Here is a 26565-nt window from a genome sequence, read left to right on the forward strand (position 1 = left end):
GGCTTCGTGCGGCGTGCTCCAAAGACGCACCGAAGAGGAGGGCGGCTGGGCCGCGTGCGTCGCCGCCATGATCAACGGAGTAATCGTGGGGCCATGACCCTGCGAAACTTCCGCTGATCATGCTGCATCGAGGGTGCCAACGAAAGCGCCCACCGCGAAGCCACAGCCGAACGAAGCCGCAGCCGAACGAAGCGGCAGCGAACGCGGGGTCAGTCGAAGAGGGAGGGCTGGAGAATCCCCTCCAGGACCAGGATCCGCCGCTTCAGCTCGATCCCCGGCCCGTACCCGCCGAGCCCGTCGGACGCCAGCACCCGGTGGCACGGCACGACGACGGGGATCGGGTTGCTGCCCATGATCTGCCCGACGAGGCGGGCACTTCCGTCCGGCAGCCCGGAGCGGTCGGCGAGTTCGCCGTAGGTGATGGTGGTGCCGAACGGCACGGTCTCATACAGCGTCCGCAGTACGCGTTCTTGCGGCCCGGAGGTCAGCGACCAGTCGACGGTGAGGTCGAACGACTGCCGTTCCCCGTGTGCCCATTCGGAGATCTGCAGCGCCGCCTCGGCGACGAAGGGATCATGCGGCGAGGCGGGGCGTACGCCGCCGTGGCGGGCCAGCGAGCGGGCAGTGGCCCCGCTCCCGTCGAAGGAGACACAGGCCAAGCCGTCGCCGGTGACCGCCACGGTCAGGGGGACCAACGGTGTCGGAACGGTGAGCCAGACGAACTCCATCCCCCGAAGCTAGCGCGCCCCACCGACAGAACTACCTGCGGTCAGTCGTCGCCGGACCAGGCCCGGTCCTCGGCTTCCTTGCGAGCCTCGCGCTCGCGGATGACGTCCAGGGCGCGCGCTGCCGTCGCCTCGTCCGGGAACGGGCCGAGCAGGTACTGCTCAGCCTCCTGCCGGCCGTGCTCGGGCCGCCGGTGTTTCAGGCAGTAGAACCACGGTTCGGAGCTCTCCATGCCCTTCATGCTCGCATGCGCGGCAAAGACCCGCCGGGAAGACGGAATCTCGGGGAGGATCAGGGCATGACCGACTACACCGACGACGAACGGAAGACGCTGCGGGACGCCGGGTTCGGCGCGATGATGCTCGTCTCCCAGGCCGATCCGGGTTTCTTCGCGATGTTCTCCGAGAGCATGGCCGGGGCGAAGGCGATGGCGGCGGCTCCGGCCGAGCTGCGGGACCTCTTCAAGGGCGGGGGATTGCCCTCGGTGCCCAAGGGCGGCGCGGCCGAGGTCGAGTCGACCGTCCTGGGCCAGTTGCAGCAGGCGGTGCAGATCCTGCAGACCAAGTCGCCGCAGGACGTGCAGGCGTACAAGGATGTCGTGATCGCCGCGTGCGACCAGGTCGCGGAGGCCAAAGGCGGCGTGCAGGACACCGAGACGGCCATGATCGCCAAGGTGAAGGCGGCTGTCGGCGCATAGCGTCGGAGCCCTAGGCTCGCCGCATGAGCAACCGGGGTATTCACGACTGGGAGCCGTTGCGGCGAGCCACCTGGCTCGAACTCTTCTGCGACCTCGTGTTCGTGGTCGCCGTCGCCCGGTTGGGCCAGCTGCTGCATCACGATCACTCGCTCGGCGGCGTGGTCGCGTACGTCGGGCTCTTCGTCGCCGTCTGGTGGCTGTGGATCAGCTTCTCGTACTTCGCCGACCTCTTCGACGACGACGGCCCGGGTCAGCGCGTGGCCCAGCTGATCGCCGCGCTCGGCGCCGCGGTGCTCGCGGTCACGATCCAGCCCGGGTTCGACTCCGCGCGGTTCGCCGCCATCTTCGCGCTGCTCCTGCTCTTCTTGACCGGCTTGTACGCGATCATGGGGCGGTCGATTCCGCGAGCCGCCGAGCTGTGCCGCTGGTATGTCGTGGGCTCCGCCTCGGGTGCCGTCCTCTGGGGCGCCTCGCTGCTCGTCAGCGGACCGGCGCGGTACGCCCTATGGGTGGTGGCGCTGGTGGTCAACTCGACCGTCTCCGGCCCCCTGGCGTACGCCCGGATGAAGAACCCGCCCGTCCAGGTCTCCCACATGCCGGAGCGGTTCGGCTTGTTCACCCTCGTCGTCTTGGGTGAGGCGGTGTGGAGCACGGTCGCCGGGATCACCGAGGGCGCCTGGAGCCCCGGCGCGGTGGCCGTCGCCGTGAGCGGCTTCGTCATCGCCTGCGGCATCTGGTGGGTCTACTTCGGAGGGTTCGACGAGGCGGCCATCGACCGGGCGCTGGCCAACGGCCGCAACGCGCAGGTGCGATCCTTCCTCTACGGGTACGGCCATCTGCTCATCTACGTGGCGATCGCGGCGACCGGGATCGGTGTGGAGCTCGCGGCCGAGATGGCGGCGCATCACCACCACGGCACCCTGCCGTTGTTCGCCGTGGCCCAGGTCGTCATCATCGCCGGATTCATCCTGATCTCCACAGGCGTCGGTCTGGACCTGGGCGTCGGCCGCCGGATTCACGGTCTTCTGCTCGGCCTCAAGACGCTGGTCGCCGCGACGGCGCTGGGCTTCGGCCTGTTCACGGAGTCGCCGGTGCTCACCGTCACCGCTTCGGCCGTGGCCTGGACGGCGTTGCTCGTCGCGGAGGCGATCGTGATCCATCGACTGGGTCACCCTAAGATCATCACTGGGGCAGATGTCCCGGCGACCTGGGGAGGCTCGGATGCGGCGATGGATGCCGATGGCGATGGCGGCGTTGATGGTGACGACGTCGGTTCTGACGGCCGGCTGCGGATCAACGAAGGATCCTGAGTTCACCAGCGGCCAGCCCGGCCTGGTCGGCAGCGGCGCGGGGGTCGCCGACGTCCAGCCGTCCAGCTCGGCCGGCGCCCTGTCCACCCCGGCCGCGAGCGCGTCCGCCGTCCCGCCGACCACCGGCGCGGTCGTCAGCGGGGCGACGACGGCGCCGATCCCGGCGGGGCAGCCGCAGCTCGTGCGGCTGGGCGTACCGGTGGCGAAGTGGCAGGCCGAGTTCGACCGGATCGTCGCCGCGAAGTACCGGCTGGTGCACTTCGACGGCTACGAGGTCGGCTCGCAGACCTTCGTCAACGCCCTGTTCCGGCCGAGCGACGGAGTCGCCTGGCAGTCGCGGAGCAACCTGACAGCGGCCGCGTACCAGACCGCGTTCGACCAGTTCAAGACGCAGGGCTATCGGCTGGCCGACGTCAGCAGCTACCTCGTCGCCGGTCAACTCCGGTACGCCGCGATGTGGCGCAAGGCGTCCGGTCCGGTGTGGGTGGCGTACCACGGCTATTCGCAGAGCGCGCACCAGACCAAGATCGACGCGCTGACCAAGGAGGGCTACCACCCGGTGGCAGTCTCGGTGGTGGCGCCGAACAACACTCCGCAATGGACGGCGTTGTACGTCAAGGAGAACATCGGCTCGTGGCTGGCCAAGTCGTGGCTGACCCTGGCCGAGTATCAGACCCAGTGGGACGCCGCGATGGCCAAGGGCATGCGGGTGAGCTACCTGAGCGCGACCCAGTACGCCGGAAGCGTCCGGATCTCGGTCATCTTCGAGGCGGGCACCGGTGCCTATGAGGCGCGGTTCGGGCTGACCGCCGCGGACGCGGCGACGAAGACGGGCTCGAACCAGTCGGCCGGCCGGCTCACGCGAGCGGTCGCCGGGTACGCCGCCGGCAGCTCGGCGCGGTTCGCCCTCGCCTGGTCCTAGTCGCGTCCGCCACCGGGGTACGCGGCTAGCAGCGCGTCGATCTCGGCCATCGCCGTCGCGGTGGCCGAGTAGTGCACCGCGTGCATCCCGATCGCGGCGGCTCCGGCCACGCAGCGCTCCACATCGTCGAGGTAGACGACCTCGTCGGGGCGTACGTCCAGCCGCTCGCAGGCCAGCTGATAGATGCGCGGATCGGGTTTGGCGATCCCGCACTCGTGCGAGTAGACGATGTCGTCGGTCATCTCGGGATAGCGGTACAACGCCGCCTCCCGTTCGCGGGCGCCGACGAAGCTGTTGCTGATGAGGCCGGTCAGATATCGCTGGTGCAGGCCCTCGAAGTAAGCCGTCAGCTCGGCGTTCGGCGTACCGAGGTAGACCGTCCAGATGTCGGACATGAACCCCTCGGCCTCGGCGACGGACGTCCCAGTGCCCTCGGCGATCCCCGCCACCACCTCGGCTTCGGTGATCAGCCCGATCGCGCCGCGCGCCCAGATGTCTCGCAGGCGGCCGTTCAGCTCGACCGGTTCGAGTCCCCAGCGTGCGGCCCACTTCTGGTCCACCGGGTCGAACCCCTCCGGCGCACTCAGCTCGAGGATGCCGCCGATGTCGAATACGACAGCACGAATCGCCATTTCCCCGTCCCTACAGTCGATCCACGAAGTCCTTGGCTTCCTTCAGACCCAGTCCGGTCTTCTCGCGTACGAGTTTGATCGCCGGAATGATCTGCCCCCGAGCCTTGAGCTCGGCCGCTTGCGCGGCCACGTCGTGCGCCGGTGGTCGGCCCGCGAACGGCACCTGAGCGAACGGCTCGCGGCCCGCCGCCATGGCCTCGACGGCGTCCTTGGCCTCCTTGAGACCGACGCCGGTGAGTTCGCGATAGAGCTTGATCGCCTGGATCTTCTTACCCTCGGCGAGCAGGGCGGCGACCTCGTCGCCGTTCGCCGACGGGCGGGGCGTGCCCGGTACGCGGGCCGCCATCTGCGCGGACACCAGGTCGTCGGGGCGGCGGGACTTGGTCGTCCGGCCGAGGATGAACGCGACGATCGCCACTCCGATGAGGAGGGCGATCGCCGGCGGGTTGAGATCCACGGGGCTGACCCTACTCGGCCGCAGCCGGCGGCGAGCTAGTCAGAACTTCGTAGTCAGGAGGGTCGGCATGCCGGCCGGTACGCCGATCGCCGGGGCGTCGGCGAGCGTGGGCTCGTCGTCGGGCTCGGCGGCCAGCAGGGCACGGAGTGCGGCAGCACGTTCGGCGTTCGCGGCGTCGGCCAGCTGGCGAAGCTGGTCGGCCTCGGCGGCGGTCAGCCCGTAGAGCGTCGCGATCCGCTCCGGTTGGAGACGGGTGGCTCGGGCGAAGTCCTTGTCGATGGTCAGGCGGGCGATTGCGTCGGCGAACTGGGACATCGTGGCTCCTTCCTCGTCTTCGCTCCGCGCGCGTGATCTCAAGGTAGGCCCCAGTGGACGATCCTGACCTCAGGCTTAGTACGGAAGTCTGAACATCCGGTCGGCTAGGTACCGGCCTCCGTACATCGGGGGACCACCGGAGTGGCTCTTGGCGGATCCGCCGCCCAACATGTCGCACAAGGGGTGCGATGCGCGAACCGCATCTCGATGTCTAGTGACATTCCGTCGGGCCGTCACATCGAGTGGCGGCTCCCGTACCCCTGACGATGGTGGGAACACGACGGATGAGCTCTCGCACTTCGCGCCTGCGGGCGAAGATCGCCTTTCTGCTGGCGTCGCTCGCGGCCCTCTGGGCCTTCGCGGCGTTCGTGACGGTCCGGGACGGGTTGACCCTCCTCTGGATCCGTACGCTGGACTCCGAGGTCGGCCGCCCGACGAACGCGCTGGTCCAATCGGTTCAGGAGGAACGCCGCCGGTCGGCGGTCTACCTGGCGCTGGCGGAGAAGGGCGACACGGCGGCCAGTGCGACGGCCCGGACCGCCCTCGACACCGCGAGGCAGCACACCGACGAGGCCGTGTCCGTGTTCCGGAACTCCGTACGCGGAACAGCCGCCCGCTGGGCCCAGTCGGACACCACCGCCGCCCGGCTCAGTGAACTCGACGCTCGGCTCAACGCGCTGCCGGCCGAGCGGTCCGATATGGACGCGGGCCGGGTGGAGCGCTCGTCGGTGACCGCCTTCTACACCGGCGTGGTGGGCAAGGGGTATGAGATCTTCGAGACGATCTCCGTCTTCTCCGACCGGGACATCAACAGCCGACTGGGGCATCTGCTGACCTTGTCGCGCGGTCGCGAACTGCTGTCGCAGGAGGACGCCCTCATCTCCGGCGTCATCGCGGCCGGTCGGTTCAGCCCGGCCGAGGCGGCGGAGTTCGGCCGGATCGTCGGCGCTCAGCGGTACACCCGCTCGGTCGGCGTCGCCGGGCTCCCCGGTGACACGGCGATCTACCAGCCGGTGCTCGAAGGTCAGGAGCTGGGCCGATTCCAGGCCCTGGAAGACCAGATCGTCCTGCAGGGACCCGGTGCCGCACCGGTCACCGCGGCCGCCTGGCGGGCCGCGCTCGACCCCGCGCTGGCCTCCCTCGCCCAGCTCGACATCGACCTCGCCGACGCCACGATCGACCAGGCCACCGGGCCCGGCGTGATGATCGTCGTCCGGCTGATCCTGGCCGCCGGGCTCGGGCTCATCGCGGTCGTCGCCTCGATCATCCTGTCCATCACCACGGCGCGGGCGATCGTGCACCAACTCCGGCTGCTGCGCGACGCCGCCGACGACCTGGCGACGGTACGCCTGCCGCGAGTGGTGGAACGGCTGGCCGCCGGCGAAGAAGTCGACGTCGAGGCCGAAGCCCCTCCGCTGGCCTTCGGCTCCGACGAGATCGGTCAGGTGGGGCACGCGTTCACCAAGGCGCAGGAGACCGCCGTCCGGGTCGCTGTCGATCAGGCGGAACTGCGCCGGGGCGTACGCGACGTCTTCGTGAGCCTGGCCCGTCGGAACCAGGCGCTCATCCACAGCCAGCTGCGGTTGCTGGACGACATGGAGTGCCGCGTCACCGACCCGACCGATCTCGAAGAGCTGTTCCGCGTCGACCATCTGGCCACCCGAATGCGCCGCAACGCCGAGAACCTGCTGGTGTTGTCGGGCGCCACGGCCGGGCGAGGCTGGCGGCGGCCGGTGCCGGTCGCCGACATCCTCCGCGCCGCCTGCGCCGAGGTCGAGGGCTACCACCGGGTCGTCATCCAGCCCGGCGACGCCGCCGAGCTGGCCGGCCGTGCCGTCGGCGACGTCATCCACCTGCTGGCCGAGCTGGTCGAGAACGCGTTGTCGTTCTCCCCGCCGGACACCACGGTGCATGTCAAGGGCGCGCGGGTCGGCACGGGCCATGTCCTAGAGGTCGAGGACCGGGGCCTCGGAATGAGCGAGGCCGTCTTGGACGAGTCCAACGAACTGCTCCGCGACCCGCCGGAGTTCAAGCTGACGAGCACCGCGCGGCTCGGCCTGTTCGTCGTCGGCCGGCTGGCGCAGCGCCACGAGATCGAGGTGCAATTGCGGCGCTCGCCATACGGCGGGGTCACCGCGATCGTGCTGATCCCCGAGAAGCTCATCTCCGGTCGCCCGCCCGCGTCCGAGCTGACTCTCCTGGAAGCCGCCGTCGCGCTGCCCTCGGTGCCCGAGATGCGTCCCCGGGCGGCGGCCGCGCCGGTCGCGCTCGCGGTGCGCGCCGAGCCCCCGGTCCGGGTGGTCACCGCGCGTACGCCGTCGGGGCTGCCCGTGCGGCCCAAACCGAATCCGTCCGCGCCGGCGCAGGCGCGCGACATCCGGGACCTGATGAGTGCCTTCCAACGCGGTACGCAACGCGGCCGGGCGGAAGCCGTCGAAACACCCGCGGAAGGGGAGAACAATGACGCAGCGACCGACCGCTGAACTCGGCTGGCTCGTCGACGACCTGGTCAGTCGGCTGCCCGGCGCTGAGCTGGCCGTGGTGCTGTCCGCCGACGGACTGGTGATGGCGGCCGCCTCCGGCACGGCCCGGGAGGACGCCGAGCATCTCGCGGCCGTCTCGGCGAGCATGTTCGGGCTGGCCCGGGGTGCGAGCCGCCGGTTCGGCAAGGGCGTGGTCCGGCAGGCGGTGATGGAGATGGCGGCCGGCTTCCTCTTCGTCAGCTCCGGCGGCACCGGGGCCTGCCTGGCGGTCATCACCGACGACTCCGCCGACATGGGCCTGACGGCGTACGAGATGGCGATGCTCGTGACGCGGGTCGGCGACTACCTGACCGCGCCCGCCCGCACCCCGGCCGCGGTCGAGTGACCGGCCCGGACCCGGCGCAGCCGGACGAGCAGGCCTGGCTGGACGACGACGCCGGCCCGGTCGTCCGCCCGTACGCCCTCGCCGCGGGCATCACGGCGGAGGCGGCCGAGGAGTTCGACCTCATCGCCGTGGTGCTCGCCAGCCGGGCCCCGTCGTCCGGCGACGCCGCCCTCGGCACGGCCTCGGCGCGTATTCTGCAACTCTGTCAGGAACCACTGTCTGTTGTAGACCTGTCGGCCCGGATGAGCCTGCCGGTCGGCGTGGTACGGGCGCTCCTGGCCCAACTCGCGGCCCGAGATCTGATCCGGCGGAGCCATCCCGGCCCGGCCGCCACGCCCAGCGTCGAGACCTACAAGGCGGTCCTCCATGGATTACGAGCACTCTGACCTCGTGCTGCCGACGGCGTACAAGATCGTCGTCGCGGGCGGGTTCGGCGTCGGCAAGACCACGATGGTCGGCTCGGTCAGCGAGATCCAGCCGTTCTTCACCGAGGAGCTGCTCACCGACGCCAGCCTCGGGGTGGACGACGTCTCGGGCGTCGAGGCGAAGACCACCACGACGGTGGCCCTGGACTTCGGCCGTATCCGGATCAGCCAAGACATGATGCTCTACCTGTTCGGCACGCCCGGCCAGGACCGCTTCCTGTTCATCTGGGACGAACTCGTCGAAGGCGCCATCGGCGCGGTGGTCGTCGCCGACACCCGCCGGCTGGAGGACTCTTTCACCTCCATCGACTACTTCGAGCGCATGGGCGTGCCGTTCATCGTGGCGGTCAACTGCTTCGACGGCACCCGGGTGTACGCCACCGACGAGGTGAAGGCGGCGCTCAACCTCGATCCCGGCGTACCGGTGCGGCACTGCGACGCGCGAAAGCGCGACTCGGTGAAGGAAGTGCTCGTCACGCTGCTGGAACACCTGCTGACCCTGCGGGCGGTGGCTGCCTGATCTTCAGGGCGCTGGATCATGGATGCAGGTCGAATCTTGCCTCAAGATTCGACCGGGAACCCTGATCCGGTGCCAGAAGCGGGCGGGGCGCTCGGCGAGTCCGGCGCTAGAAGCGGGCCGGGCGCTCGGCGAGGCGGCGCAACAGTGCTCGCTGCTCCTCGGTCTCCGGCGCCGGTACGCCGCGCGCCTCCGACACCAGCTCCATCGCCTGCTCGGCGGTGGCGCCCAAGGCGATGAGCGCGGCGGACGCGACGATGCCGGAGCGGCCGATGCCGCCCCGGCAGTGCGCCACGATGAAGTCCCCGGAGCGCAGTCGCACCGCCAGTTTCGCGGCCAGTTCGGCGAGATCGTCGAGATCCGGCACCGAGAAGTCTGCGATCGGGAAGTCGATGTACGCCAGCCCGGCGTCGCGGGCGATCTCCGGCTCGGCGGCCAGCCCCAGCAGGTCGCGCTCGCCCTCGGTGAGCGCGCAGACCAGCGCGTCCACTCCCTTGCGGCGCAACCCGTGCAGCGCGCGCACGAGGGCGTCGCCGCCGGTCGGACGGGACATCACCGCCAGCCGCCCCGAGACCGGCCAGTCCACCAGAAACGGTCCGGCCATGCGCGCATCCTATGGCCTCAGCCGGCGTGGCGAGTGTGGGATCCACCCCACCGGAATCGGACTTGGAGGACCAGCACCGCGGCGAGGATGACCACCCCGCCCACGAACTGCCCGGCAGTCAGCCGCTCGCCGTAGACGACGGCCGTGGTGGCGACCGTGACGGCGGGTTCGGCACACGACAGGATCGACGCCGTGGGCGCGCCGACGAGCCGGATGCCGGCCAGCAGCGTCGCGATCGGGACCACTGTGGAGAAGATCGCCAGCAGCACCACCCAGCCCCAGCCCGCCACCTCGCGCGGCCCGGACATCGAGCCGGTCGCGTACCCGGTCACGGTCATCGTCACCCAGGCCGAGGTGCAGACGATCGCGGAGAGCAGGAAGACGTCCAGGTCCGCGGGGACTCCGGCGGCCACGGTCAGATACAAGGCGTACGCCGCGGCGGAGCCCAGCGCCAGCGCGACCCCGATGCCGGCGGCCGAACCGATCGCGCCACCCGAACCGAGGATCAGTACCAGGCCGACGGCCGAACACAGGAGGGCGGCGTACCGCCGGCGATCCGGGCGTTCCCTGCGCAGCAGTACGGCCAATCCGGTCACCAGCGCCGGGTACAGGTACAGCAGCAGTCCGGTCAGCGACGCGTCGATCCAGGCCAGCGAGCTGAAGTAGAGCACCGCCTGGGAGGCGTACCCGATGCCGCCGAGGCCGACGCACATGAGCAGCGTGCGGCGGGTTGGGAAGGCGGGCCGCCGGAACGCCACGATGACCCACAGGATGACGGCGGCGACGGCGAAGCGCCCCGCGAGCATCGCCGGAACGCTGATCCCGGCGGCGTAGGACTGCTTGGCGAAGACCGCGGACAGCCCGAATCCGGCCGCCGAGACCAGGCACAGCACGGCGCCCAGACCGGGTGCCGGCCGATGGCGAGGGGTCGAGGGGCGCACATCGGCCGGCACCGCAGCAACGGCCACTTCCGTGGTCATGACTGGAGACGGTAGGCCGCTTCGAGCTATCGAGGTAGCCTGTTTTTCCTCCGGAACCCGAAGGAAACGCCTTGATGACGCTGCACCAGCTCCGGTGCTTCCTCGCCGCGGTCGAGCACGGCTCGTTCACCGCCGCCGCCGGCGCGCTCGGGTACGCCCAGCCGTCCGTCTCGGAGCAGGTCCGGCTGTTGGAGCAGCATCTGGACGCGCCGTTGTTCCGCCGAGTCGGGCGGGGTCTCGTGCCCACCGAGGAGGCGCGAGCGCTCGTGCCGCACGCGGCGGCGGCGCTGGCCGCGGTCGAGGAGGCGGGCCGGGCCGTCGCCGACGTACGCCAGGTGCTCACCGGCACCGTCCGATTCGGAATCTTCAAGACCTCCCGGTTCTACCTCGGCGCGGAGTTGGTCGGCGACGTTCTGCGCCGGCATCCGGGCGTACGCCTGGAGCTGGTCGGGCAGAACTCGGCGGAGCTGCGGGACCTGTTGCGCAAGGGAGCCCTGGAAGCCGGGCTGATCGCCCTGCCCGTCGAGGAGGAAGGGCTGGCCGTCAACCCCGTGATGCGCGACGAACTCGTCTACCTCAGCGCGCACCCGGAACGCCTGGTACGCCCGGTGACTCCGGCGGGCCTCGCGGCTGCGCCGCTCGTCCTGCCCGACGTCAGCTGGCGGGAGGCCGACTCGACGCGCCGGGCGCTGGCCCACAGCGTCCAGTCGGCCGGGCATTCGCTGCGCCCCCGGGTCGAGGTCGAGGACATCGAGACCGCGCTGGAGGTCGCCGCCACCGGACTCGCCGACACCGTGATCTGGCGAGGCGTCCTGCATCGGCTCGCCGACCGGCTGCCGCCCGGGCTCGGATGGACCCCGCTGCGACCCCGGCTCTACGAGACCTTCGCGATCGTGCACCGGCCGGACGCGCAGCTGTCGGCGGCCAGCCGGGTCGTCATCGAGCTGGCCGCCGCCCGGATGCGGGCGCTCGCCGCCGCCCTCTAGCCCGACTTCTGGTTGCAGATCACGGTTACGCATGCCTTCGAGGCCGCCGGAAGCATGCGTAACCGTGATCCGCAGCGGGAGAACCCGCGCGGGGGAGGGGAGAGCCCGTGTGGGGGAGCGCTTTCTCGGCGCAGCCAACGTTGGCACATCGGGAATTCGTTGTCGGAGGCAGCAAAATTGCTGGCCAGGGTATAGCGCAAGGAAAGGGGCCGGAAACAAGGTCTTGACATCGACGGTAGTCGGGATGAAACCTCTCCCCAGAGAGCGCTCTCCTATCCCGTTCCGACTCCGTCCCCCTGGAGATGTCATGAGACGTCTGCACGCCACAGCGGTGGCGGCCGCGGCAGCTCTGCTCGCGACCTGCTTCGCCGTCGTGCTCACCGGTTCGGCCAAGGCGGCCGACCCGCTGCTCTCCCAAGGCAAGCCCGTCACCGCCTCGTCCGCCGAGAACGCCGGCACTCCCGCGGCCAACGCCGTCGACGGGAACGCCGGAACTCGATGGTCGAGCGCCTTCAGCGATCCGCAGTGGATTCAGGTCGACCTGGGCGCCACCGCCACGGTCAGCCAGGTCGTCCTGCAGTGGGAGGCGGCGTACGCGACCGCTTTCCAACTTCAGGTGTCGGCCGACGCCACCACCTGGACCACCGTCTACAGCACCTCCAGCGGCACGGGCGGCACCCAGACGCTGGCCGTCAGCGGCACCGGCCGCTACGTGCGGCTGTACGGCACGGCGCGGGCGACCGCGTACGGGTATTCGCTGTGGGAGTTCCAGGTTTACGGCTCGACCGGCGGAACGAGCTGCGGCACGGCCAACGCCGCGCTCAACCGGCCCGCAACCGCCTCGTCCGCCGAGAACGCCGGCACGGCAGCTTCCGCCGCGGTCGACGGGAACGCCGGAACTCGATGGTCGAGCGCCTTCAGCGATCCGCAGTGGCTCCAGGTCGACCTCGGCAGCGTGCAGACGATCTGCCAGGCGGTCCTGCAGTGGGAGGCGGCGTACGCGACCGCGTTCCAGCTTCAGGTGTCGACCGACGCCGCCACCTGGACGAGCGTCTACAGCACCACGACCGGGACCGGCGGGACGCAGACGCTGACCGTCAACGGGACCGGCCGCTACGTACGCCTCTACGGCACCGCCCGGGCCACCGGCTACGGGTACTCACTCTGGGAGTTCGTCATCCGTACCGGCACGACCACGAGCCCGACCCCCACCAGCCCGACTCCGACGCCGACCGGCCCGCAGCTGCCCGGCGGCGGTTCGCTCGGTCCGAACGTGAAGGTCTTCGACCCGAGCATGTCGGGCGCGACGATCCAGAGCCAGGTCGACACCGTCTTCGCCCAGATGGAGTCCAACCAGTTCGGCTCCCAGCGGTACGCCCTGCTGTTCAAGCCGGGCACGTACAGCGGATTCAACGCCCAGATCGGCTTCTACACCTCGATCGCCGGGCTCGGGCAGAACCCGGGCGACGTCCGCATCAACGGCGACGTCACCGTCGACGCGGGCTGGTTCGGCGGCAACGCGACGCAGAACTTCTGGCGGTCGGCCGAGAACTTCTCGATCTACCCGTCGGCCGGGTTCACCCGCTGGGCCGTCTCGCAGGCCGCCCCGTTCCGGCGGATCGACGTGCACGGCGACCTGAACCTGGCGCCCAACGGCTATGGCTGGGCCAGCGGCGGTTACATCGCCGACTCCCGGGTCAGCGGCCAGGTGGGTCCGTACTCGCAGCAGCAGTGGTACACCCGGGACAGCCAGATCGGCAGCTGGGGCAACGGCGTCTGGAACATGGTGTTCTCCGGAGTGCAGGGCGCGCCCGCGCAGGCCTTCCCGAACCCGCCCTACACGACGCTCGCGACGACTCCGGTAAGCCGGGAGAAGCCGTACCTCTACCTCGACGCGAGTGGGGCGTACCGGGTGTTCGTGCCGTCGCTGCGGACCAACGCGTCCGGCACCACCTGGGCGAACGGCTCGACGCCGGGCACCTCGATCCCGTTGACCCAGTTCTACGTCGCCCAGCCCACCGACTCGGCGGCCACCCTCAACCTCGCGCTGGCGCAGGGCCTCAACCTGCTCTTCACCCCCGGCGTCTACCACCTCAACCAGACCATCAACGTGACGCGGGCCGACACGGTCGTCCTCGGTCTCGGGTACGCCACCTTGATCCCCGACAACGGCGTGACCCCGATGACCGTGGCCGACGTGGACGGCGTGAAGATCGCTGGTCTGCTCTTCGACGCGGGTGCGGTCAACTCGCCCGTCCTCCTCCAGATCGGACCGACGGGGTCGAGCGCCTCGCACACCGCCAACCCGATCTCGATCAACGACGTCTTCTTCCGGATCGGCGGCGCCGGCGCGGGGAAGGCCACCACCAGCCTCATCGTCAACAGCAACAACACCCTGATCGACCACATCTGGGCCTGGCGCGCCGACCACGGCACGGGCGTCGGCTGGACGGTGAACACCGCCGACACCGGCCTCATCGTCAACGGCAACAACGTCACCGCCCTCGGCCTGTTCGTCGAGCACTACCAGAAGTACGAGGTGATCTGGAACGGCAACGGCGGCAAGACGATCTTCTTCCAGAACGAGATGCCGTACGACCCGCCGAACCAGGCCGCCTGGCGAGCGGGCGGCTACGCGGCGTACAAGGTGGCCGACAGCGTCACCTCGCACGAGGGCTGGGGACTGGGCAGCTACTGCTACTTCAACGTGGACCCGACGATCGTCGCCGAGCACGGCTTCGAGGTGCCGGTCACCGCCAACGTGAAGTTCCACGACCTGCTCACCGTCTCACTCGGCGGTAACGGCACGATCGCGCACGTCATCAACTCCACGGGCGGACCCGCCCAGGGCACGGCCACCGTTCCGGTGAACATCGTCAGCTTCCCCTGACGGCGCCGCTCCCACGCGCCGCGCGGACCCGCCCAGTCCGCGCGGCGTACCCTCCTGAAAATGCGAAAAGCGAGCGGCGCGATGTTCGGGCTTGCCCTCGGCGACGCGCTGGGCAAGCCCACGGAGTTCATGCGGTACGCGGAGATCACTGCCCGATTCGGTCCAGGCGGACCGGCCGAACCGGCCGGCGATCCGGCCCTGGTGACGGACGATACGCAGATGACCCTCGCGGTGGCCGACGCGCTCCTGGCGGCGGAGGCCCTGGATGCGGCGACCCTGGAACCGTTGTGGCGCAAGGAGTTCATGGACTGGGCGGTGAGCCCGGAGAACAACCGCGCCCCCGGCATGACCTGCATGCGGGCGATCGGCCGGCTGGCCGAAGGGCAGCCGTGGATCGCGGCGACCGAGGCCGGGTCCAAAGGTTGCGGCGCCAACATGCGAGTCGCCCCGGTGGGCCTGGTGCCGCAGGTGCCCGACGCGGACCGGGCGGGCATGGCGCAGTTGCAGGCGGCCCTGACGCACGGCCACCCGACGGCGCTGGCGGCCAGCGACCTGACGGCGTTCGCGGTGCACTGGCTGCGCGACGGGCTCGCACCGCTCAGCCTGCCGGCCGCGCTGCGGCAGCGGTGCGCCGACCAGCGCGGCGTCTACCACGTCGACTGGCTCGGCGAACTGTGGCAACGTCCAGGCGAGACGACGCCGGAGGAGTTCATCGCTCGCGGCTGGGACGAGTGCGCCGCCATTCTGGACCGGCTCGAAGCGGCCCTCGTCGCGCCGGATCGCGACGCCGATCCATGCCTGGCCACCGGTGAGGGCTGGATCGCCGAGGAGGCGCTGGCGACCGGCCTGCTCTGCTTCCTCCTGTACGCCGACGACCCGGTCGCGGCGCTGCGGCGGGGTGCGGTGACCGCCGGGGACTCCGACTCGATCGCCAGTCTGGCCGGCGCCTTCGCCGGAGCCGCGTACGGACTGGCCGCCTGGCCTTCCGATTGGATAGGCCGCATCGAGTACGCCGCCGAACTCGACCGCATCGGCCGAGCCTGGGACTGAAAGTCTCCACCGCCCGGCGTCGTACGCGCCGCTGCTCGTTCGACGTATAGGTGACAGCGTTCGTTCGACGTCTAGATGACGGTGTTCGTTCGACAGGTAGGCGAGGAAGGGAGATCGAGATGCGAGTCATGGTGATCATCAAGTCCGACGAGAATGCCGAGGCGGGGGTGCTGCCCGGCGACGAGGTCGTCGGTTCGATGATCAAATACAACGAGGAGCTGATCAAGGCGGGCGTGATGCTCGCCGGCGAGGGCCTGCACCCGAGCGTCAAAGGCGCCCGGGTCACCTTCAAGGCAGGCAAGGCGACCGTCGTCGACGGCCCGTTCGCCGAGGCCAAGGAGCTGATCGCGGGCTTCTGGCTGTGGCAGGTCAAGTCGATGGACGAGGCCGTCGAGTGGGTCAAGCGGATGCCGGCGTCCCAGGGCACCTCGGACGACCAGGTCGCGGAGATCGAGATCCGGCAGGTCTTCGAGAACGAGGAGTTCGACGGGCAGATCAGCCCGGAGCTGCAGGAGCAGGACGCCCGGCAGCGTAGCGGCTTGCAGTAACGGCGGCGGGGCTGCTCTCATTGGGCGGTGTCGGCAGCGCAACGGGCGGTGGACGCCGTCTGGCGGATCGAGTCCGCCCGGATCATCGCCGGACTGGCCCGTGTCGTCCGCGACGTCGGCCTGGCCGAGGAACTCGCCCAGGATGCGGTGGTCGCCGCGCTCGAACAATGGCCGGAGTCAGGCGTACCGGATAATCCGGGCGCCTGGCTCATGCTGATCGCCAAGCGGCGCGCGGTCGACTATCTGCGGCGGCAGGAGACGCTGACGCGCAAGGTCGCCGAACTGGGCCGTGGCCTCGAAGACCACACGGAGTCGTTCGAGGCGGAAGTGGATGCCGCGCTCGACGACGACATCGGCGACAATCTGCTCAGCCTGGTCTTCACCGCGTGCCATCCGGTGCTCTCGCCGGAAGCCCGGGTCGCCCTCACGCTCCGCCTGCTCGGCGGGCTCACCACCGACGAGATCGCGCGGGCGTACCTGGTGCCGGAGACGACCGTGGCCCAACGGATCACCCGGGCCAAGAAAACACTGGCGCAGAAGCAGATCCCGTTCGAGGCGCCGCGAGGCGCGGAACTCTCCGAACGCCTGCCCTCGGTCCTCGAAGTCGTCTACGCCATCTTCAACGAGGGCTACGCCGCGACCACCGGAAAGAACTGGGTACGCCCGACGCTGTGCGAGGAAGCGCTGCGCCTGGGCCGCATCCTCGCCGAACTCGTCTCGGGCGAACCAGAGGTGCACGGCCTGGTGTCGCTGATGGAGATCCAAGCCTCGCGCCTGCGCGCCCGCGTCGGCCGCGACGGCCGACCCGTGCTGCTGCTCGACCAGAACCGCACGCTCTGGGACCGCATCCTGATCCGGCGTGGGCTGATCGCCCTCGACCGCGCCTTCGCGATCGGCGAACCGGTCGGCCCGTACACCCTCCAAGCCTCGATCGCGGCCTGCCACGCCCGCGCCGCCACCGCCGAGGACACCGACTGGGCGCAGATGGTGCGGCTCTACGAACTGCTCGGCGAACTCACCCCGTCCCCAGTGGTCGAACTCAACCGGGCGGTCGCGGTCGGCATGGCGTCCGGCCCCGAAGCGGCGCTCAAACTGGTCGACGCGCTCGCCGACGAACCCGCGCTGTCCGCGTACCACCTGTTGCCGAGCGTGCGGGGCGACCTACTGGCCAAGCTCGGCCGCACAGCCGAAGCCCGCGCCGAGTTCGAGCGCGCGGCGACGCTGACCCGCAACGAGTCCGAGCGCATCCTGCTGCTTGAGCGGGCACACTCCCTTCCTTGACCGGTACGCGACGCGCAGTGCCATACTCGCGCTCATGGGAACCTGGGACGCCGGACCATACGACAACGACGACGCCTCCGACTGGCTGGAAGACCTCTTCGAAGCCGACCCGGCGGAGTGGTCGGACATCATCGCCGAAACCCTGACGGCGGTCGTCGACTGGGACGACTACCTCGAATACCCGGAAGCCGCCGAAGCAGTGGCCGCCGCTGCGGTCGTCGCCTCCCAGCAACCCGGCATGGCGGCGTACGCCCCGGAGATGTTCGCCGACGACGAGGAACTGGACTTCCCGGAGTCGCTGCGCGACCTCGCCGTACGCGCCCTGGACCGGGTCGTCGGCGACGAGTCCGAATGGCGTGAGATGTGGGACGGCAACGGCGACGAAGCCTTCGACGTCGTACGCGAACTCCGCGCAGCCCTCGCCGGCTAGCTTCCGTCCCCTCCGGCCAGCCGATAGTAGGAGTCGACGGCGGGCTGGCCGGTGTAGTTCGGCCCGGCCGCATCGTCGGCGCCCTGATACTCATACGGCAGCTCGAACGCGGCCGGCCCCGCACAGCCGATCAGCTTCCGTCGAGCGTCATAGGTCAAGCCGCAGCTACGCAGCACGCGGGCCACCCCAGGCACCCCTTTGACGCTCGCCAGATCGAGATTCGCGGCGAACCGGCCGCCCGGCGCCAGCCAGCCCACCGCCCGCCGCAGTACGCCCAACTTGTCGCCGACGTAGTGCAGCCCGTGCACACATGTGATCAGATCGAACGCGCCGTCGGTCTGCCACTCGTGCAACGACGCGACCGTCAGACGCAGATTCGACCGCCCGGGCGGCACCGGGTCGAAGAAGTCCACCAGATCCACCCCGACGATCCGGCCGGCGAACCCCTCCGACGCCTCGATCAGCGCCCGGCCCCGGCCACAGCACAGATCCAGCCACGATGAGCCGCCCGTCGACGCCAAGTACGCCACCGGGTCGAACCCGAGATCCCGCGCATAGCTGTTCACCCCGACCAGGCCACGTTCCCGATTCATCGCATTGTTGGCGACCACCGACGACGCCTCCAACGCCGCCGCGTCCAACAGCCTGCTCACAGCTCCGACGCCGACCAGCCGGCCCGCGAAGCGCCCGCGAGACGCTCGGCCGTCACCAGCACCTCGACCGGATCGGCGCCCTCACCCAGGATTACGCCGTCGGGGGTGCTTTCGGCGTACAAGCGGATCTCGAAGATCTCGCCGACGGACTCGATCCCGACCCACGAACCGGCCGTGACGCCCTGCTGGATGGGGACCCCGCGCCGCAACGCACCCACAGCCTCGCCCGGCGTCATCGCTTCGCCACCCAGTAGACCTGCTTGTGCCCCCGAGCCTCCAACGCAGCCGCCTGCGCCTCGGCAGCCTCGCGCGTGGCGTGGCGCGCGACCTCGTAACGGTTGCCGTTGTCGTCCTGACGCCACACGACCCAGATCGTCTCGTCGGCCATGCCGCAATCTAAGCCGACCCGCGCACCCCACGCAGTCACCTTTTCCGACCATGATCAGGGTCATTTCCACGTTGCCGGGGCGACATGAAAATGACCCTGATCAACGCCCAGCTCAGAATGCCGGGCAATGGCTGATCGGGAGGGCGACGGACGAGTCGGCCTGTACGCCGGATTCGGGTCGCGCTATGTGCCCTGACCTGCGGTTCTTCACGTGATCACGGGTTGTGGGCCGTCACTGGGCCGTCCCGGTGGTTTAGCCTCTCGGAGAGCGAGAAGGACGGCAGGCTGTGAGTTTCGATCTTTACGTGTGGCATGAGCCAGCTCCCCTGACAGCCGATGCTGCGCTAGGGAAGCTCGAACAATGGGCCGAAGGAGCCGAGGACCCTTTTGCGGCGCACCCTGCCGTGATGGCAATGCGCAATGCGCTCCTGGAGCGTTTCCCGCCGCTGGAGTCGCTCAGAGCCGAGGAACTCGACTCGTCAGGCGTTTGGAGCTTGACCCCAGAACCATCGGAATCGATCTTGTCTATCTCGATCATTTGGTCGAGAGCGGCGGAGGTGGGCGAGGCAGTTGCTGCTATGGCTAACGACTATGGCCTGGTCTGCTACGAGCCTGGCTTCCACATCGTCAACCCGAACGCCCCCGGGTACATCCCCGCCTTCGTGCTGACGTCGGCAGCGTATCCAGACGTTCCCGATCCTGACGCGCAGCGCATCGAGTGGACGGTCCGGAAGCTCAGCAACGAGAATCACTACGCCGTCCTAGAACGAGCCGATGGTTGGTACGTGCAGGTTGGGTTCGGCGAGAAGGTTGGTGCCCCGGCGGGAACGTACGGCTTGGAGTATCGAGAAGGTTCGTCTGACAGCGGCGCTCGCGCCGAGACCAGGGATGTAGCAGAGGCTGTACGCCTGTTGCAGGAGTTCCTCGGAGGGCAAGAGCACTGGAAGCATCGGCACGCCTGGAAGGCATTGGCGTTGTAGGGATTGTCAAGGCGAGACCATGCTTCGGAGCAGGTGGTCAACCGCCGTCCTGGTCCGCTCCTCGCTGGACGGCATCAGGTGGGCGTATCGCCGGAGCGTGAAGGCAGGGTCGGAGTGTTGGTGAACACTCACGCCTACGGCTTCCCCGCCGCACACTGCCCGACATTCGACCTGCGCCACCTGTCAGGCGGCGAGCTGTTCAACACGTACGCCGACTCGTTCGACCGTGTGTGGTCCAGTGGCAAGCCCATCTGGGGCGGCCTCGTGGCAGGCTAGGGGAGTGGCACGTATCGAACATTTCCACGACCCTCAAGCCTCGAAGCCGAACACGATTGTCTCCGCCGTCACCGTTCACGTTGTGGACGAGCACGGGCGCATCTTGCTCATCCAGCGAACCGACAATGGCCTCTGGGCGCTTCCGGGTGGAGCGCAGGAGTTCGGCGAGTACATCGCCGAGACTGCGGTCCGTGAGACGCTCGAAGAGACTGGCGTGACGGTGCGCGTGACCGACATCGTGGGCGTCTATACCAACCCGAACCACGTTGTGGAGTTCAGTGATGGCGAGGTCCGCCAGCAGTTCTCGATCTGTTTCCGTGGTGAGTACGTCTCCGGCGAGCCGACCACAAGCGAGGAGTCATCGCGCGTCAGGTGGGTGCCGCACGCAGAACTGGACTCGCTTGACATCCACCCCTCGATGAGGCTGCGCATCGATCACGGCTACGAGGACCGGACGAAGCCCTATATCGGCTGAGCGGCCCGCTCCACGCGGTCGATCGCGGCCAGCAGAGTCGGCCGAGCCCGCACCCAGAATCGGGTTACGAGGTGATCGGGGCCGTAGCGTTCGCCGATCTCGTCCAGCCGTGTAGTCACGTCGATCGGAGCGCCGTCGGGCGTAGTGGTCATGTCGGCGTACCACAGCGCGTCAGCAGTGATGGAGTGCTCCTGCTCGAACTCCGCGACCAGAGCCGCAGCGAGACCACGCTCCTCCGCCTCGAACAGCGCACAGGAGTGGTACGCCACCAGCGCGGCGAGACGGGGAGACTGGCCCTGTTGGAGGAGCCACCGAGCGCCGTCAAGCGAGTGAAAGCCAGTGTGCGCGATGTCCGGCGCGTACCCGATGTCATGCAGCCAGGCAGCAGCGACGAGCAAGTCGCGGTCCTTCTCCGGGACCACCCGGGCGATCTCGCGGGCTTTTGCCGCTACGCCCTGTACATGTTGCCAACGCCTGGGTAGGGAGGCCGCCAACTCCTACGCAGCATGTCCCGACGTCCATTCGACCAGTTCAGGCACGCTGGGGAGCCTATACACGGCCCAGATCTCCCGCTACGGACGGCTATGGAGCCCAAGTCGTCCCAAGTCGTCCGCGCAGACACTGGGCGACCGTGCCGCTCCGGCTAGACGATCATCAGGATTGTTCCGTTTGTTCTTGGTTCTGGTCCAGCATCACCCCTAGGAGAGCGTGCGGCAGGCGCTTGCGGGCTCCAAGGATTTCCAGGCCAAGAACATGGCCCTCGGTGTCGAGATCCAGGTTGAACATGCCGTCTTTGATGTCGAACGGTATGACGCGTTCTGCCGCTGCGGGCGGGACCGGGTGTTCCAGATAGATGTACGCCGCATCTGCGTCGGAGTCGTAGGTGCAGAGCAGCGAGACGCGCGCCTTGATGTACATGGACACCAGGCTGGCATAGGACGGGTGCCGTTGGTGCCCCGCGAGGGTGCGGTCTGCGCCGGGGACAGCCACGGGCGGGTGCCTGTGAGAACTTTCTTTACGTCTTCAAGGCGGCCCTCCGGGCCGCATGCGCCGTCGCCGAAGGGGGCCGGGCCAACGGCCCGCCGCTCGCCGGGAACGGACCTACGGCCTGGCGGCCTCGGCCCGCCCGGCGGCGGTGTTAGCCCCCGCGACGGCGCAACGCAGGACAGGGCCGACAATCGCGGAGGCAATCGACGCCAAGGCTGACGAGCCATAGACCAGAGCGACGGCGTCATCCAGCTCAACCGCGATCGTGGGGTGGACCGAATCGGCCGGCAAGAGCGTGCCTCCGGCGGGAGCGCTCGGGCTCCAGGATGGCTGAGCACCATCCCGTCACCGACGACCCAGGCGGAGCCGACCCGGAACCTGCCCTCCTGGTCAAGGTCGTTCGGCAAGTGTGGCGCTCCACCTTGACCAGGAGGGCAGAACCCGGGTCCACCAGTGTGTGGGTGACGGCGACGGGATGGCCGTAGATGCCAGCTCGCGCCGGTTAAGGTTTGTTCAGGTTCCGCCATGCTCGAACGGGAGTGACGTCGTTGAAGGCTGAAACGCTCGCATCGATCGTCGTTGCGCTGCCGTCATTTCTGACGGCTGTCCTGTCGGCGAAGGTGGCAGCTTCTCGCCGAAGCCAAGCAGACCAGATGCTCCGGACACTCAAGGAGGAGACAGAGCTGGCGGATGCATTGCCCGAGGGGAGCGTGGCTCAGCAGGTGTTACGCCAACATGCAGACTTCGCGGCTCCGCTTTACGTCAGAATGCGGGTTGCAGACGCGCTGATCAAGGTCGACAAGACCGGAATCATTCTCGGAATCATCTTGATCACGATCGGCGCTGGCCTTGCCTGGTTTCTCATCGCGAAAGGCGGTTGGCTACTGTGGTTGACCCCGGTGCCGCTGGCGTTCCTCCTTTTCGGCATCGTGGGCTTCTTCTACGAATTGTCCGGCGGTAAGCATGGTGACAAGATCCGGAAGGAACTTGCTGGCGAGAGCCCCGGCGGCACCGAGCCAACCGGATCCCCCGCCTAGACGGAAGCCCTACCGGCACGGCAGCTCGGCTAGTCGCGGCAACGAATCCGCCAGCCCGACGCTCGACCTTGACGGGGCGGTGGGACCTGTGTCCGCGTTGTGGGTCGACGGCCAACGGGATGGCACCGTGGAGTCAAGCGGGAGTTGACGATCGCCCTGACGGAAGTGGCCAGAACTTGGGCGGGGCAGTCGACGGGTCCGTAACTTCCAGTCGACTTCCTGGCGTCGGGTCGATTCCTTTGAGTTTGATCAAGCGCTGTGAGGGTGCCGTAGCAAGCACGTCCAGCGCGATCGGCAGACCAGCGCAGACCGATCCGATGGCGACACCGAGCCCTTGGAGGCCGTTGATCTTATGGCTGTACTGGATGCGGTGTAGGCCCGATCTGGCGATCGCTTCCACTTCTAGCTGACGGCTCAACTGTCTGGAATCGTTCGTCAGGATGGCATGGAAACCCTCTTGAGCGGCTCGATCGTAGAGGTCCAAATCGCCGGTTCCAGACCAGCCTGCCAGGTCGATCACGTGTGCGATCTCATGATGAGTAACGAAGGTGATGATGGCCCGGTGGAGCGGTCGTGCCACGTTCTCATCAAGTAGGACCCTCAAGCCGCTTCACGCACCGGCTGGTAGGAGTCGACGTAGTTGGCGAAGTCCGCAGCGTCCAAGGCTGCTTCTCGCGAGACGCCCGCGTAGAAGTCGTCGATCCTCTCCGGCGCGATTCCGTCACGCACGAGCGCAGCCACCTCTGCAGAGGGGATGCGAGTACCCGCGATCACAGGTTCCCCACCGCGAACCCCCGGCACTACGCGTACGTGGTCCCTGGGCTCGAAGAGGTCCGGGATGCTCCGTCCGTTTCGATAGAAGGGGCGCAGTACATCGACCATTTCGGCGATGACCGTGTGGCCCCTCCGCTTGACGAGGTCCACCGCCTGATCTGGCGCAACTAGATAGATCGTGCTGCCGTCCGAAACAAGCTGGTACTCGGACAGGTGCTGCCGCTCGCCGAGGTCCACTCGGAGCGTATCGAGGGCCTTCCGAATCTTCTGAAGTGAAGCGTCGTTCCGAAGCTTCACACAGGTGCGCAGAGCGACGATGTCCCGGAAGGAGTACAAGATCGGCTTGTCTGGCGACAGCTCCGGCCGGAGGATGGGCTCGCCCTTGGGCGGAGGCTTACGCCAGTGAGCGAGCTGCGCCATCGTTGCCCCAGACAGGGCGGCAGCCATCTTTGGCTCGTAGCTCATAACGTTGCACCCCCTTCCCCTCTGATACAGACGATCGCATATGGCGGCCGTGGCGTGCAGTCCGCCGACCGGTCAGAGCCGTTTATTGCTGTCTTGTTTCTATTAACACTAAAGCTCTGGAAAGTGTCACGTTGCCCGTTCTGATCATGGCGCTCCGCGCGTATCGCCCTGGAGTACATCGGGCGCACATGAGGCTGTGAACGTCGGCAAGACACCATGATCAGAGGCAAGGCCGGATGCACCCCAGCGAGCGCGCCCGAACTTGTGTGCTGGTCGTATGCCGAAGACCCAGTTCCGCTTCGACCGTATTGGCCGTGGCACCGTGCTGGGCCGTCTCTGGGCCGTCTGGGCCGCCACCGGGCCGCCACCGGGCCGCCACCGGGCCGCCAAAAGGCGACCAACGACGACCAACGAGAACCAAGAATGCCGTGAATACGCCCAGCTCAGAACGCTGGAAACCGACTTGATCAGGAGGGCGACGGACGAGTCGGCCTGTACGCCGGATTTTGTGCCGCCCTCCGAGGAGGGCGCGGCGGCCATCCATCTCGGCGCACCGTCGCCGGTGCGCTCCAGCGGCCTACCCGCAGGCTTGGGCGGGCAGCCCTCGAACGCCTGCGCAGGACCCGGAGGTCCCTCTTGGCCTTGCTCCGGGTGGGGTTTACCGAGCCACCCCGGTCACCCGGGGTGCTGGTGGGCTCTTACCCCACCGTTTCACCCTTACCCGATCTCCGATGGAGTCGGGCGGTCTGTTTTCTGTGGCACTTTCCCGCGGGTCGCCCCGGGTTGCCGTTAACAACCACCCTGCCCTGTGGAGTCCGGACGTTCCTCGGCATCACCGCGGGCCCGCAGTGATGACGCGACCGCCCGGCCGACTCGTCCGTCGTACTGACAAGGATACTGATCAGGCTCGCGCGGAGTCGATCAGGGACCTGTGGACACGACACACCGGTGGATCACGACGGTAAGTTCATGATCGCGCGGACAGTGAGCGCGGAGAGTGAGCGGGTAGGGGAGTGAGCGGGGGGCCTGGGGAGGCGTAGGTGCAGGCGCATCAGGTTGTGGTGTTGCTGGCGGCCGGGTTCGGCGCGGGTGCGGTCAATGCCGCGGCGGGCGGTGGTTCGCTCATCAGTTTCCCGGCGCTGATCGCGACCGGTTTGCCGCCGAAAATCGCGAACGTCACGAATTCGGTGGCGGTCTGTCCGGGCTATCTCGCGAGCGTCGCGGGGAGCTGGCGGGATGTCGGCGGGGAACGGCGTACGTTGGTGCGCCTGCTCCCGACGATCGCGCTCGGCACGGCCACCGGCTGCGCGCTGCTGCTCGTCACGTCGGCGGAGGCGTTCGAGCGGGTGGTTCCGTTTCTGGTGCTCGCGGCGGCCGCGGTGCTTGCGTTCCAGGATCGGCTCAAGGCCCTGGTGGGTCATCCCCATCAGATGAGTACGCGAAAACGAGCGTTCGCCCTCCACGGGCTGGTCGGGCTCGGCTGTGTGTACGGCGGGTACTTCGGGGCGGCGCTCGGCGTGATGCTGGTGGCGGTGTTGGGGCTGCTCGTCTCCGGGTCGCTGCGGCAGATCACCGCGATGAAGAACGTGGTCTCCGCCGCCGAGGGGCTCGTGACGATCGCGTACTTCGCGGTCTTCGCGGATGTCGAGTGGACCGCGGTCGCCCTGCTCGCCCCGGCGACGATCGCGGGCGGGTACGCCGGTGCGCGGATCGCCCGCCGGATCCCGCAGCGGATTCTGCGCGCGGGCATCGTGGCGTACGCCGTTCTCATCGCGGTCGTGTTGTTCGTGCGCGCCTTCTGAGGCCGCTGCGATCTACCATCGTCGAAGGAGAAGGGCGGTGCCATGTCTACTTCGGCCTCCGATCGCGACCACCTGATCGCCGCTTCGTTGAGTCTCGTCGCCATCGCCGGCCTGCATCTGGACGGGTGGGCGCATGCGAACCGCCCCGGTCTGGAGACCTTCTTCACGCCGTGGCACGCCGTGCTCTATTCCGGTTTCGTGCTCAGCGCGGCCTGGCTCATCCTGCTCGGGGTACGCCTCGGCGGTCGCTCCGCCGGCGCGGTGGCCTGGTGGAGTGCGCTGCCTAAGGCGTACAAGTCGGGGATCGTGGGGGTGGCGATCTTCGCGGCCGGCGGCGCGGGCGACATGCTGTGGCACACGCTTTTCGGCGTGGAGACGGGCGTGGACGCGCTGCTGAGTCCGACGCACCTGGTCCTGCTCGTGGGCGGAATGCTGGTGTTCTCGTCGCCGGCGGTGGCCGCGGCGCGCGACTTCACGGGGCGGTGGCCGGGTGTCGCCGCGATCGCCTTGTCCACCGCGTCGATCGCGGGGGCCGGCGCCTTCTTCCTGAGTTATCTGGAGGTGTTCCAGTGGCCGCGGGCGTCGCAGCTCTACGTCCCGAACGGGGCGAATGAGGGCAGCGCGGTGCTCGGGTTCGGCGGGTATCTCGCGAACACGGCCGCGATCGTCGTGGCGATTCTGCTGCTGCGCCGGTTCCTGGCGCGCCCGCCGCTCGGCGTGCTGACGGCGGTTACCGCGGTGGTGGCGATCGGCGGCGCGGCGTTCACCGAATTCGCCTATCCGGAGCCGATCGTGGGTGCGATCCTCGGCGCGGTGGCGGCCGACGTCGCGCTCGCCGTCCTGCCGTGGCCCTGGGACCGCTGGCTCGTGCTGGGCGCGCTCGCTCCGCTCGCGATCTGGAGCGGGCAGCTGATCGGCGTCGAGGTGGGCGTCGGCATCGGTTGGACCGTGGAACTGTGGGCCGGAGTCGTCGCGCTCTGTAGTCTCGCGGGGCTGAGTCTGGCGTTGCTCACCCGCCCGCGTGACGTTTCGACGGCGCGTCGGGACGAGCCTGTCACGACCGAGGCCACCCTCGTCGGGTGAGGCCTCT

The 26565-nt window shown here is 68.7% G+C and carries 33 protein-coding genes and 1 other RNA gene; 19 read left to right on the forward strand and 15 right to left on the reverse strand.

Translation table 11 applies throughout. From position 1 onward, the window contains the following. Positions 1 to 209: 209 nt before the first annotated feature. Complete coding sequence (locus HDA40_RS28920; RefSeq protein WP_253760961.1) at positions 210 to 728, reverse strand: methylated-DNA--[protein]-cysteine S-methyltransferase; 519 nt, start codon at positions 726 to 728, stop codon at positions 210 to 212. Positions 729 to 769: 41 nt separating this feature from the next. Next, a complete protein-coding gene (locus HDA40_RS28925; protein WP_253760962.1) occupies positions 770 to 958 on the reverse strand; it encodes a hypothetical protein in 189 nt (62 codons plus the stop codon). A gap of 66 nt (positions 959 to 1024) precedes the next feature. On the opposite strand from HDA40_RS28925, the gene HDA40_RS28930 reads away from it, so the two are divergent. The 3 genes from HDA40_RS28930 to HDA40_RS28940 are packed head-to-tail and all read left to right on the forward strand — an operon-like array spanning position 1025 to position 3655. Further along, on the forward strand, positions 1025 to 1423 hold the full coding sequence (locus HDA40_RS28930) for a hypothetical protein (RefSeq protein WP_253760963.1): 399 nt from the start codon (positions 1025 to 1027) through the stop codon (positions 1421 to 1423). A 23-nt stretch (positions 1424 to 1446) separates the two neighbouring features. Further along, the gene (locus tag HDA40_RS28935; protein WP_253760964.1) at positions 1447 to 2733 is read left to right on the forward strand and encodes a low temperature requirement protein A; all 1287 of its coding nucleotides are present in this window, start codon (positions 1447 to 1449) and stop codon (positions 2731 to 2733) included. After that, the gene (locus HDA40_RS28940) at positions 2645 to 3655 is read left to right on the forward strand and encodes a hypothetical protein (RefSeq protein ID WP_253760965.1); all 1011 of its coding nucleotides are present in this window, start codon (positions 2645 to 2647) and stop codon (positions 3653 to 3655) included. Before HDA40_RS28935 ends, HDA40_RS28940 begins: the two co-directional genes overlap by 89 nt. Here HDA40_RS28940 and HDA40_RS28945 read toward each other — a convergent pair. Genes HDA40_RS28945 through HDA40_RS28960 form a run of 3 tightly spaced genes read right to left on the reverse strand, consistent with a single transcriptional unit; the run spans position 3652 to position 5059 of the window. Then, positions 3652 to 4287: an HAD family hydrolase gene (locus HDA40_RS28945; protein ID WP_253760966.1), complete on the reverse strand. Its 636-nt coding sequence runs from the start codon at positions 4285 to 4287 to the stop codon at positions 3652 to 3654. The genes HDA40_RS28940 and HDA40_RS28945 overlap by 4 nt on opposite strands. Positions 4288 to 4297: 10 nt before the next feature. Further along, positions 4298 to 4744: a ribosomal protein L7/L12 gene (locus HDA40_RS42240; RefSeq protein WP_308197775.1), complete on the reverse strand. Its 447-nt coding sequence runs from the start codon at positions 4742 to 4744 to the stop codon at positions 4298 to 4300. Positions 4745 to 4783: 39 nt separating this feature from the next. Further along, positions 4784 to 5059 (reverse strand): hypothetical protein, encoded by a 276-nt coding sequence (locus HDA40_RS28960; RefSeq protein ID WP_253760967.1) that lies wholly within the window; start codon positions 5057 to 5059, stop codon positions 4784 to 4786. Positions 5060 to 5343: 284 nt separating this feature from the next. On the opposite strand from HDA40_RS28960, the gene HDA40_RS28965 reads away from it, so the two are divergent. From HDA40_RS28965 to HDA40_RS28980, 4 genes are read left to right on the forward strand one after another with little or no spacing between them, the layout of a single operon-like run. Next, positions 5344 to 7542 carry a sensor histidine kinase gene (locus HDA40_RS28965; RefSeq protein WP_253760968.1) on the forward strand — a complete coding sequence of 733 codons (2199 nt, stop codon included), beginning with the start codon at positions 5344 to 5346 and terminating at the stop codon, positions 7540 to 7542. Beyond that, positions 7520 to 7927 carry a roadblock/LC7 domain-containing protein gene (locus HDA40_RS28970; RefSeq protein ID WP_253760969.1) on the forward strand — a complete coding sequence of 136 codons (408 nt, stop codon included), beginning with the start codon at positions 7520 to 7522 and terminating at the stop codon, positions 7925 to 7927. The genes HDA40_RS28965 and HDA40_RS28970 overlap by 23 nt, the downstream gene beginning before the upstream one ends. Further along, positions 7924 to 8313 (forward strand): DUF742 domain-containing protein, encoded by a 390-nt coding sequence (locus HDA40_RS28975; RefSeq protein WP_253760970.1) that lies wholly within the window; start codon positions 7924 to 7926, stop codon positions 8311 to 8313. The genes HDA40_RS28970 and HDA40_RS28975 overlap by 4 nt, the downstream gene beginning before the upstream one ends. Continuing rightward, the gene (locus HDA40_RS28980) at positions 8294 to 8872 is read left to right on the forward strand and encodes a GTP-binding protein (RefSeq protein WP_253760971.1); all 579 of its coding nucleotides are present in this window, start codon (positions 8294 to 8296) and stop codon (positions 8870 to 8872) included. Before HDA40_RS28975 ends, HDA40_RS28980 begins: the two co-directional genes overlap by 20 nt. Positions 8873 to 8978: 106 nt before the next feature. On the opposite strand, the gene HDA40_RS28985 is transcribed toward HDA40_RS28980, so the two are convergent. Both HDA40_RS28985 and HDA40_RS28990 read right to left on the reverse strand, forming a co-directional pair. Continuing rightward, complete coding sequence (locus tag HDA40_RS28985; protein WP_253760972.1) at positions 8979 to 9473, reverse strand: protein-tyrosine phosphatase family protein; 495 nt, start codon at positions 9471 to 9473, stop codon at positions 8979 to 8981. 17 nt (positions 9474 to 9490) lie between these two features. Next, complete coding sequence (locus HDA40_RS28990) at positions 9491 to 10453, reverse strand: DMT family transporter (protein WP_253760973.1); 963 nt, start codon at positions 10451 to 10453, stop codon at positions 9491 to 9493. 74 nt (positions 10454 to 10527) lie between these two features. On the opposite strand from HDA40_RS28990, the gene HDA40_RS28995 reads away from it, so the two are divergent. The 6 genes from HDA40_RS28995 (at position 10528) to HDA40_RS29020 (ending at position 17638) form a co-directional block, all read left to right on the forward strand. Continuing rightward, a complete protein-coding gene (locus HDA40_RS28995) occupies positions 10528 to 11439 on the forward strand; it encodes a LysR family transcriptional regulator (RefSeq protein ID WP_253760974.1) in 912 nt (303 codons plus the stop codon). A gap of 307 nt (positions 11440 to 11746) precedes the next feature. Further along, positions 11747 to 14329 carry a discoidin domain-containing protein gene (locus HDA40_RS29000; protein ID WP_253760975.1) on the forward strand — a complete coding sequence of 861 codons (2583 nt, stop codon included), beginning with the start codon at positions 11747 to 11749 and terminating at the stop codon, positions 14327 to 14329. A 60-nt stretch (positions 14330 to 14389) separates the two neighbouring features. After that, complete coding sequence (locus HDA40_RS29005) at positions 14390 to 15379, forward strand: ADP-ribosylglycohydrolase family protein (protein ID WP_253760976.1); 990 nt, start codon at positions 14390 to 14392, stop codon at positions 15377 to 15379. Positions 15380 to 15498: 119 nt separating this feature from the next. Beyond that, on the forward strand, positions 15499 to 15927 hold the full coding sequence (locus HDA40_RS29010) for a YciI family protein (protein WP_253760977.1): 429 nt from the start codon (positions 15499 to 15501) through the stop codon (positions 15925 to 15927). A 27-nt stretch (positions 15928 to 15954) separates the two neighbouring features. Continuing rightward, positions 15955 to 17208 carry an RNA polymerase sigma factor gene (locus HDA40_RS29015; protein ID WP_253760978.1) on the forward strand — a complete coding sequence of 418 codons (1254 nt, stop codon included), beginning with the start codon at positions 15955 to 15957 and terminating at the stop codon, positions 17206 to 17208. Between the two features lie 34 nt (positions 17209 to 17242). Next, complete coding sequence (locus tag HDA40_RS29020; protein WP_253760979.1) at positions 17243 to 17638, forward strand: DUF4259 domain-containing protein; 396 nt, start codon at positions 17243 to 17245, stop codon at positions 17636 to 17638. Here HDA40_RS29020 and HDA40_RS29025 read toward each other — a convergent pair. The 3 genes from HDA40_RS29025 to HDA40_RS29035 are packed head-to-tail and all read right to left on the reverse strand — an operon-like array spanning position 17635 to position 18679. Beyond that, on the reverse strand, positions 17635 to 18291 hold the full coding sequence (locus HDA40_RS29025) for a class I SAM-dependent methyltransferase (protein WP_253760980.1): 657 nt from the start codon (positions 18289 to 18291) through the stop codon (positions 17635 to 17637). The two genes, HDA40_RS29020 and HDA40_RS29025, sit on opposite strands and share 4 nt — an antisense overlap. Beyond that, positions 18288 to 18527 carry a hypothetical protein gene (locus tag HDA40_RS29030; RefSeq protein ID WP_253760981.1) on the reverse strand — a complete coding sequence of 80 codons (240 nt, stop codon included), beginning with the start codon at positions 18525 to 18527 and terminating at the stop codon, positions 18288 to 18290. Before HDA40_RS29030 ends, HDA40_RS29025 begins: the two co-directional genes overlap by 4 nt. Next, positions 18524 to 18679 carry a hypothetical protein gene (locus tag HDA40_RS29035; RefSeq protein ID WP_253760982.1) on the reverse strand — a complete coding sequence of 52 codons (156 nt, stop codon included), beginning with the start codon at positions 18677 to 18679 and terminating at the stop codon, positions 18524 to 18526. Before HDA40_RS29035 ends, HDA40_RS29030 begins: the two co-directional genes overlap by 4 nt. A gap of 287 nt (positions 18680 to 18966) precedes the next feature. Here HDA40_RS29035 and HDA40_RS29040 point away from each other — a divergent pair, with 287 nt between their 5' ends. From HDA40_RS29040 to HDA40_RS29050, 3 genes are all read left to right on the forward strand, one after another. Next, a complete protein-coding gene (locus HDA40_RS29040; RefSeq protein WP_253760983.1) occupies positions 18967 to 19659 on the forward strand; it encodes a hypothetical protein in 693 nt (230 codons plus the stop codon). 120 nt (positions 19660 to 19779) lie between these two features. Continuing rightward, positions 19780 to 19935: a hypothetical protein gene (locus HDA40_RS29045; RefSeq protein WP_253760984.1), complete on the forward strand. Its 156-nt coding sequence runs from the start codon at positions 19780 to 19782 to the stop codon at positions 19933 to 19935. Positions 19936 to 19939: 4 nt separating this feature from the next. After that, complete coding sequence (locus tag HDA40_RS29050; RefSeq protein WP_253760985.1) at positions 19940 to 20410, forward strand: NUDIX hydrolase; 471 nt, start codon at positions 19940 to 19942, stop codon at positions 20408 to 20410. Here HDA40_RS29050 and HDA40_RS29055 read toward each other — a convergent pair. Both HDA40_RS29055 and HDA40_RS29060 read right to left on the reverse strand, forming a co-directional pair. After that, positions 20398 to 20904: an HD domain-containing protein gene (locus HDA40_RS29055; RefSeq protein ID WP_275978327.1), complete on the reverse strand. Its 507-nt coding sequence runs from the start codon at positions 20902 to 20904 to the stop codon at positions 20398 to 20400. The two genes, HDA40_RS29050 and HDA40_RS29055, sit on opposite strands and share 13 nt — an antisense overlap. Before the next feature lie 160 nt (positions 20905 to 21064). Beyond that, entirely contained in the window at positions 21065 to 21328 is a 264-nt protein-coding gene (locus tag HDA40_RS29060) for a DUF2283 domain-containing protein (RefSeq protein ID WP_253760987.1), read from the reverse strand. A gap of 608 nt (positions 21329 to 21936) precedes the next feature. Between HDA40_RS29060 and HDA40_RS29065 the strand changes: the two genes are divergently transcribed. Continuing rightward, on the forward strand, positions 21937 to 22434 hold the full coding sequence (locus HDA40_RS29065) for a hypothetical protein (protein WP_253760988.1): 498 nt from the start codon (positions 21937 to 21939) through the stop codon (positions 22432 to 22434). 133 nt (positions 22435 to 22567) lie between these two features. Here HDA40_RS29065 and HDA40_RS29070 read toward each other — a convergent pair whose 3' ends face one another. The 3 genes from HDA40_RS29070 to rnpB all read right to left on the reverse strand — a co-directional run bounded on the left by HDA40_RS29070 (position 22568) and on the right by rnpB (position 24549). Further along, a complete protein-coding gene (locus HDA40_RS29070; protein ID WP_275978328.1) occupies positions 22568 to 23038 on the reverse strand; it encodes a PIN-like domain-containing protein in 471 nt (156 codons plus the stop codon). Next, positions 23035 to 23655: a DUF433 domain-containing protein gene (locus HDA40_RS29075; protein WP_253760990.1), complete on the reverse strand. Its 621-nt coding sequence runs from the start codon at positions 23653 to 23655 to the stop codon at positions 23035 to 23037. Before HDA40_RS29075 ends, HDA40_RS29070 begins: the two co-directional genes overlap by 4 nt. 497 nt (positions 23656 to 24152) lie before the next feature. Then, positions 24153 to 24549: RNase P RNA component class A (gene rnpB / locus HDA40_RS29080), an RNA gene on the reverse strand. A gap of 164 nt (positions 24550 to 24713) precedes the next feature. Here rnpB and HDA40_RS29085 point away from each other — a divergent pair. Continuing rightward, on the forward strand, positions 24714 to 25475 hold the full coding sequence (locus HDA40_RS29085) for a sulfite exporter TauE/SafE family protein (protein WP_253760991.1): 762 nt from the start codon (positions 24714 to 24716) through the stop codon (positions 25473 to 25475). Between the two features lie 42 nt (positions 25476 to 25517). Further along, positions 25518 to 26558: a hypothetical protein gene (locus HDA40_RS29090; protein ID WP_253760992.1), complete on the forward strand. Its 1041-nt coding sequence runs from the start codon at positions 25518 to 25520 to the stop codon at positions 26556 to 26558. Positions 26559 to 26565 lie beyond the last annotated feature (7 nt).

Source organism: Hamadaea flava (genome assembly GCF_024172085.1).
GTDB lineage: Bacteria > Actinomycetota > Actinomycetes > Mycobacteriales > Micromonosporaceae > Hamadaea > Hamadaea flava.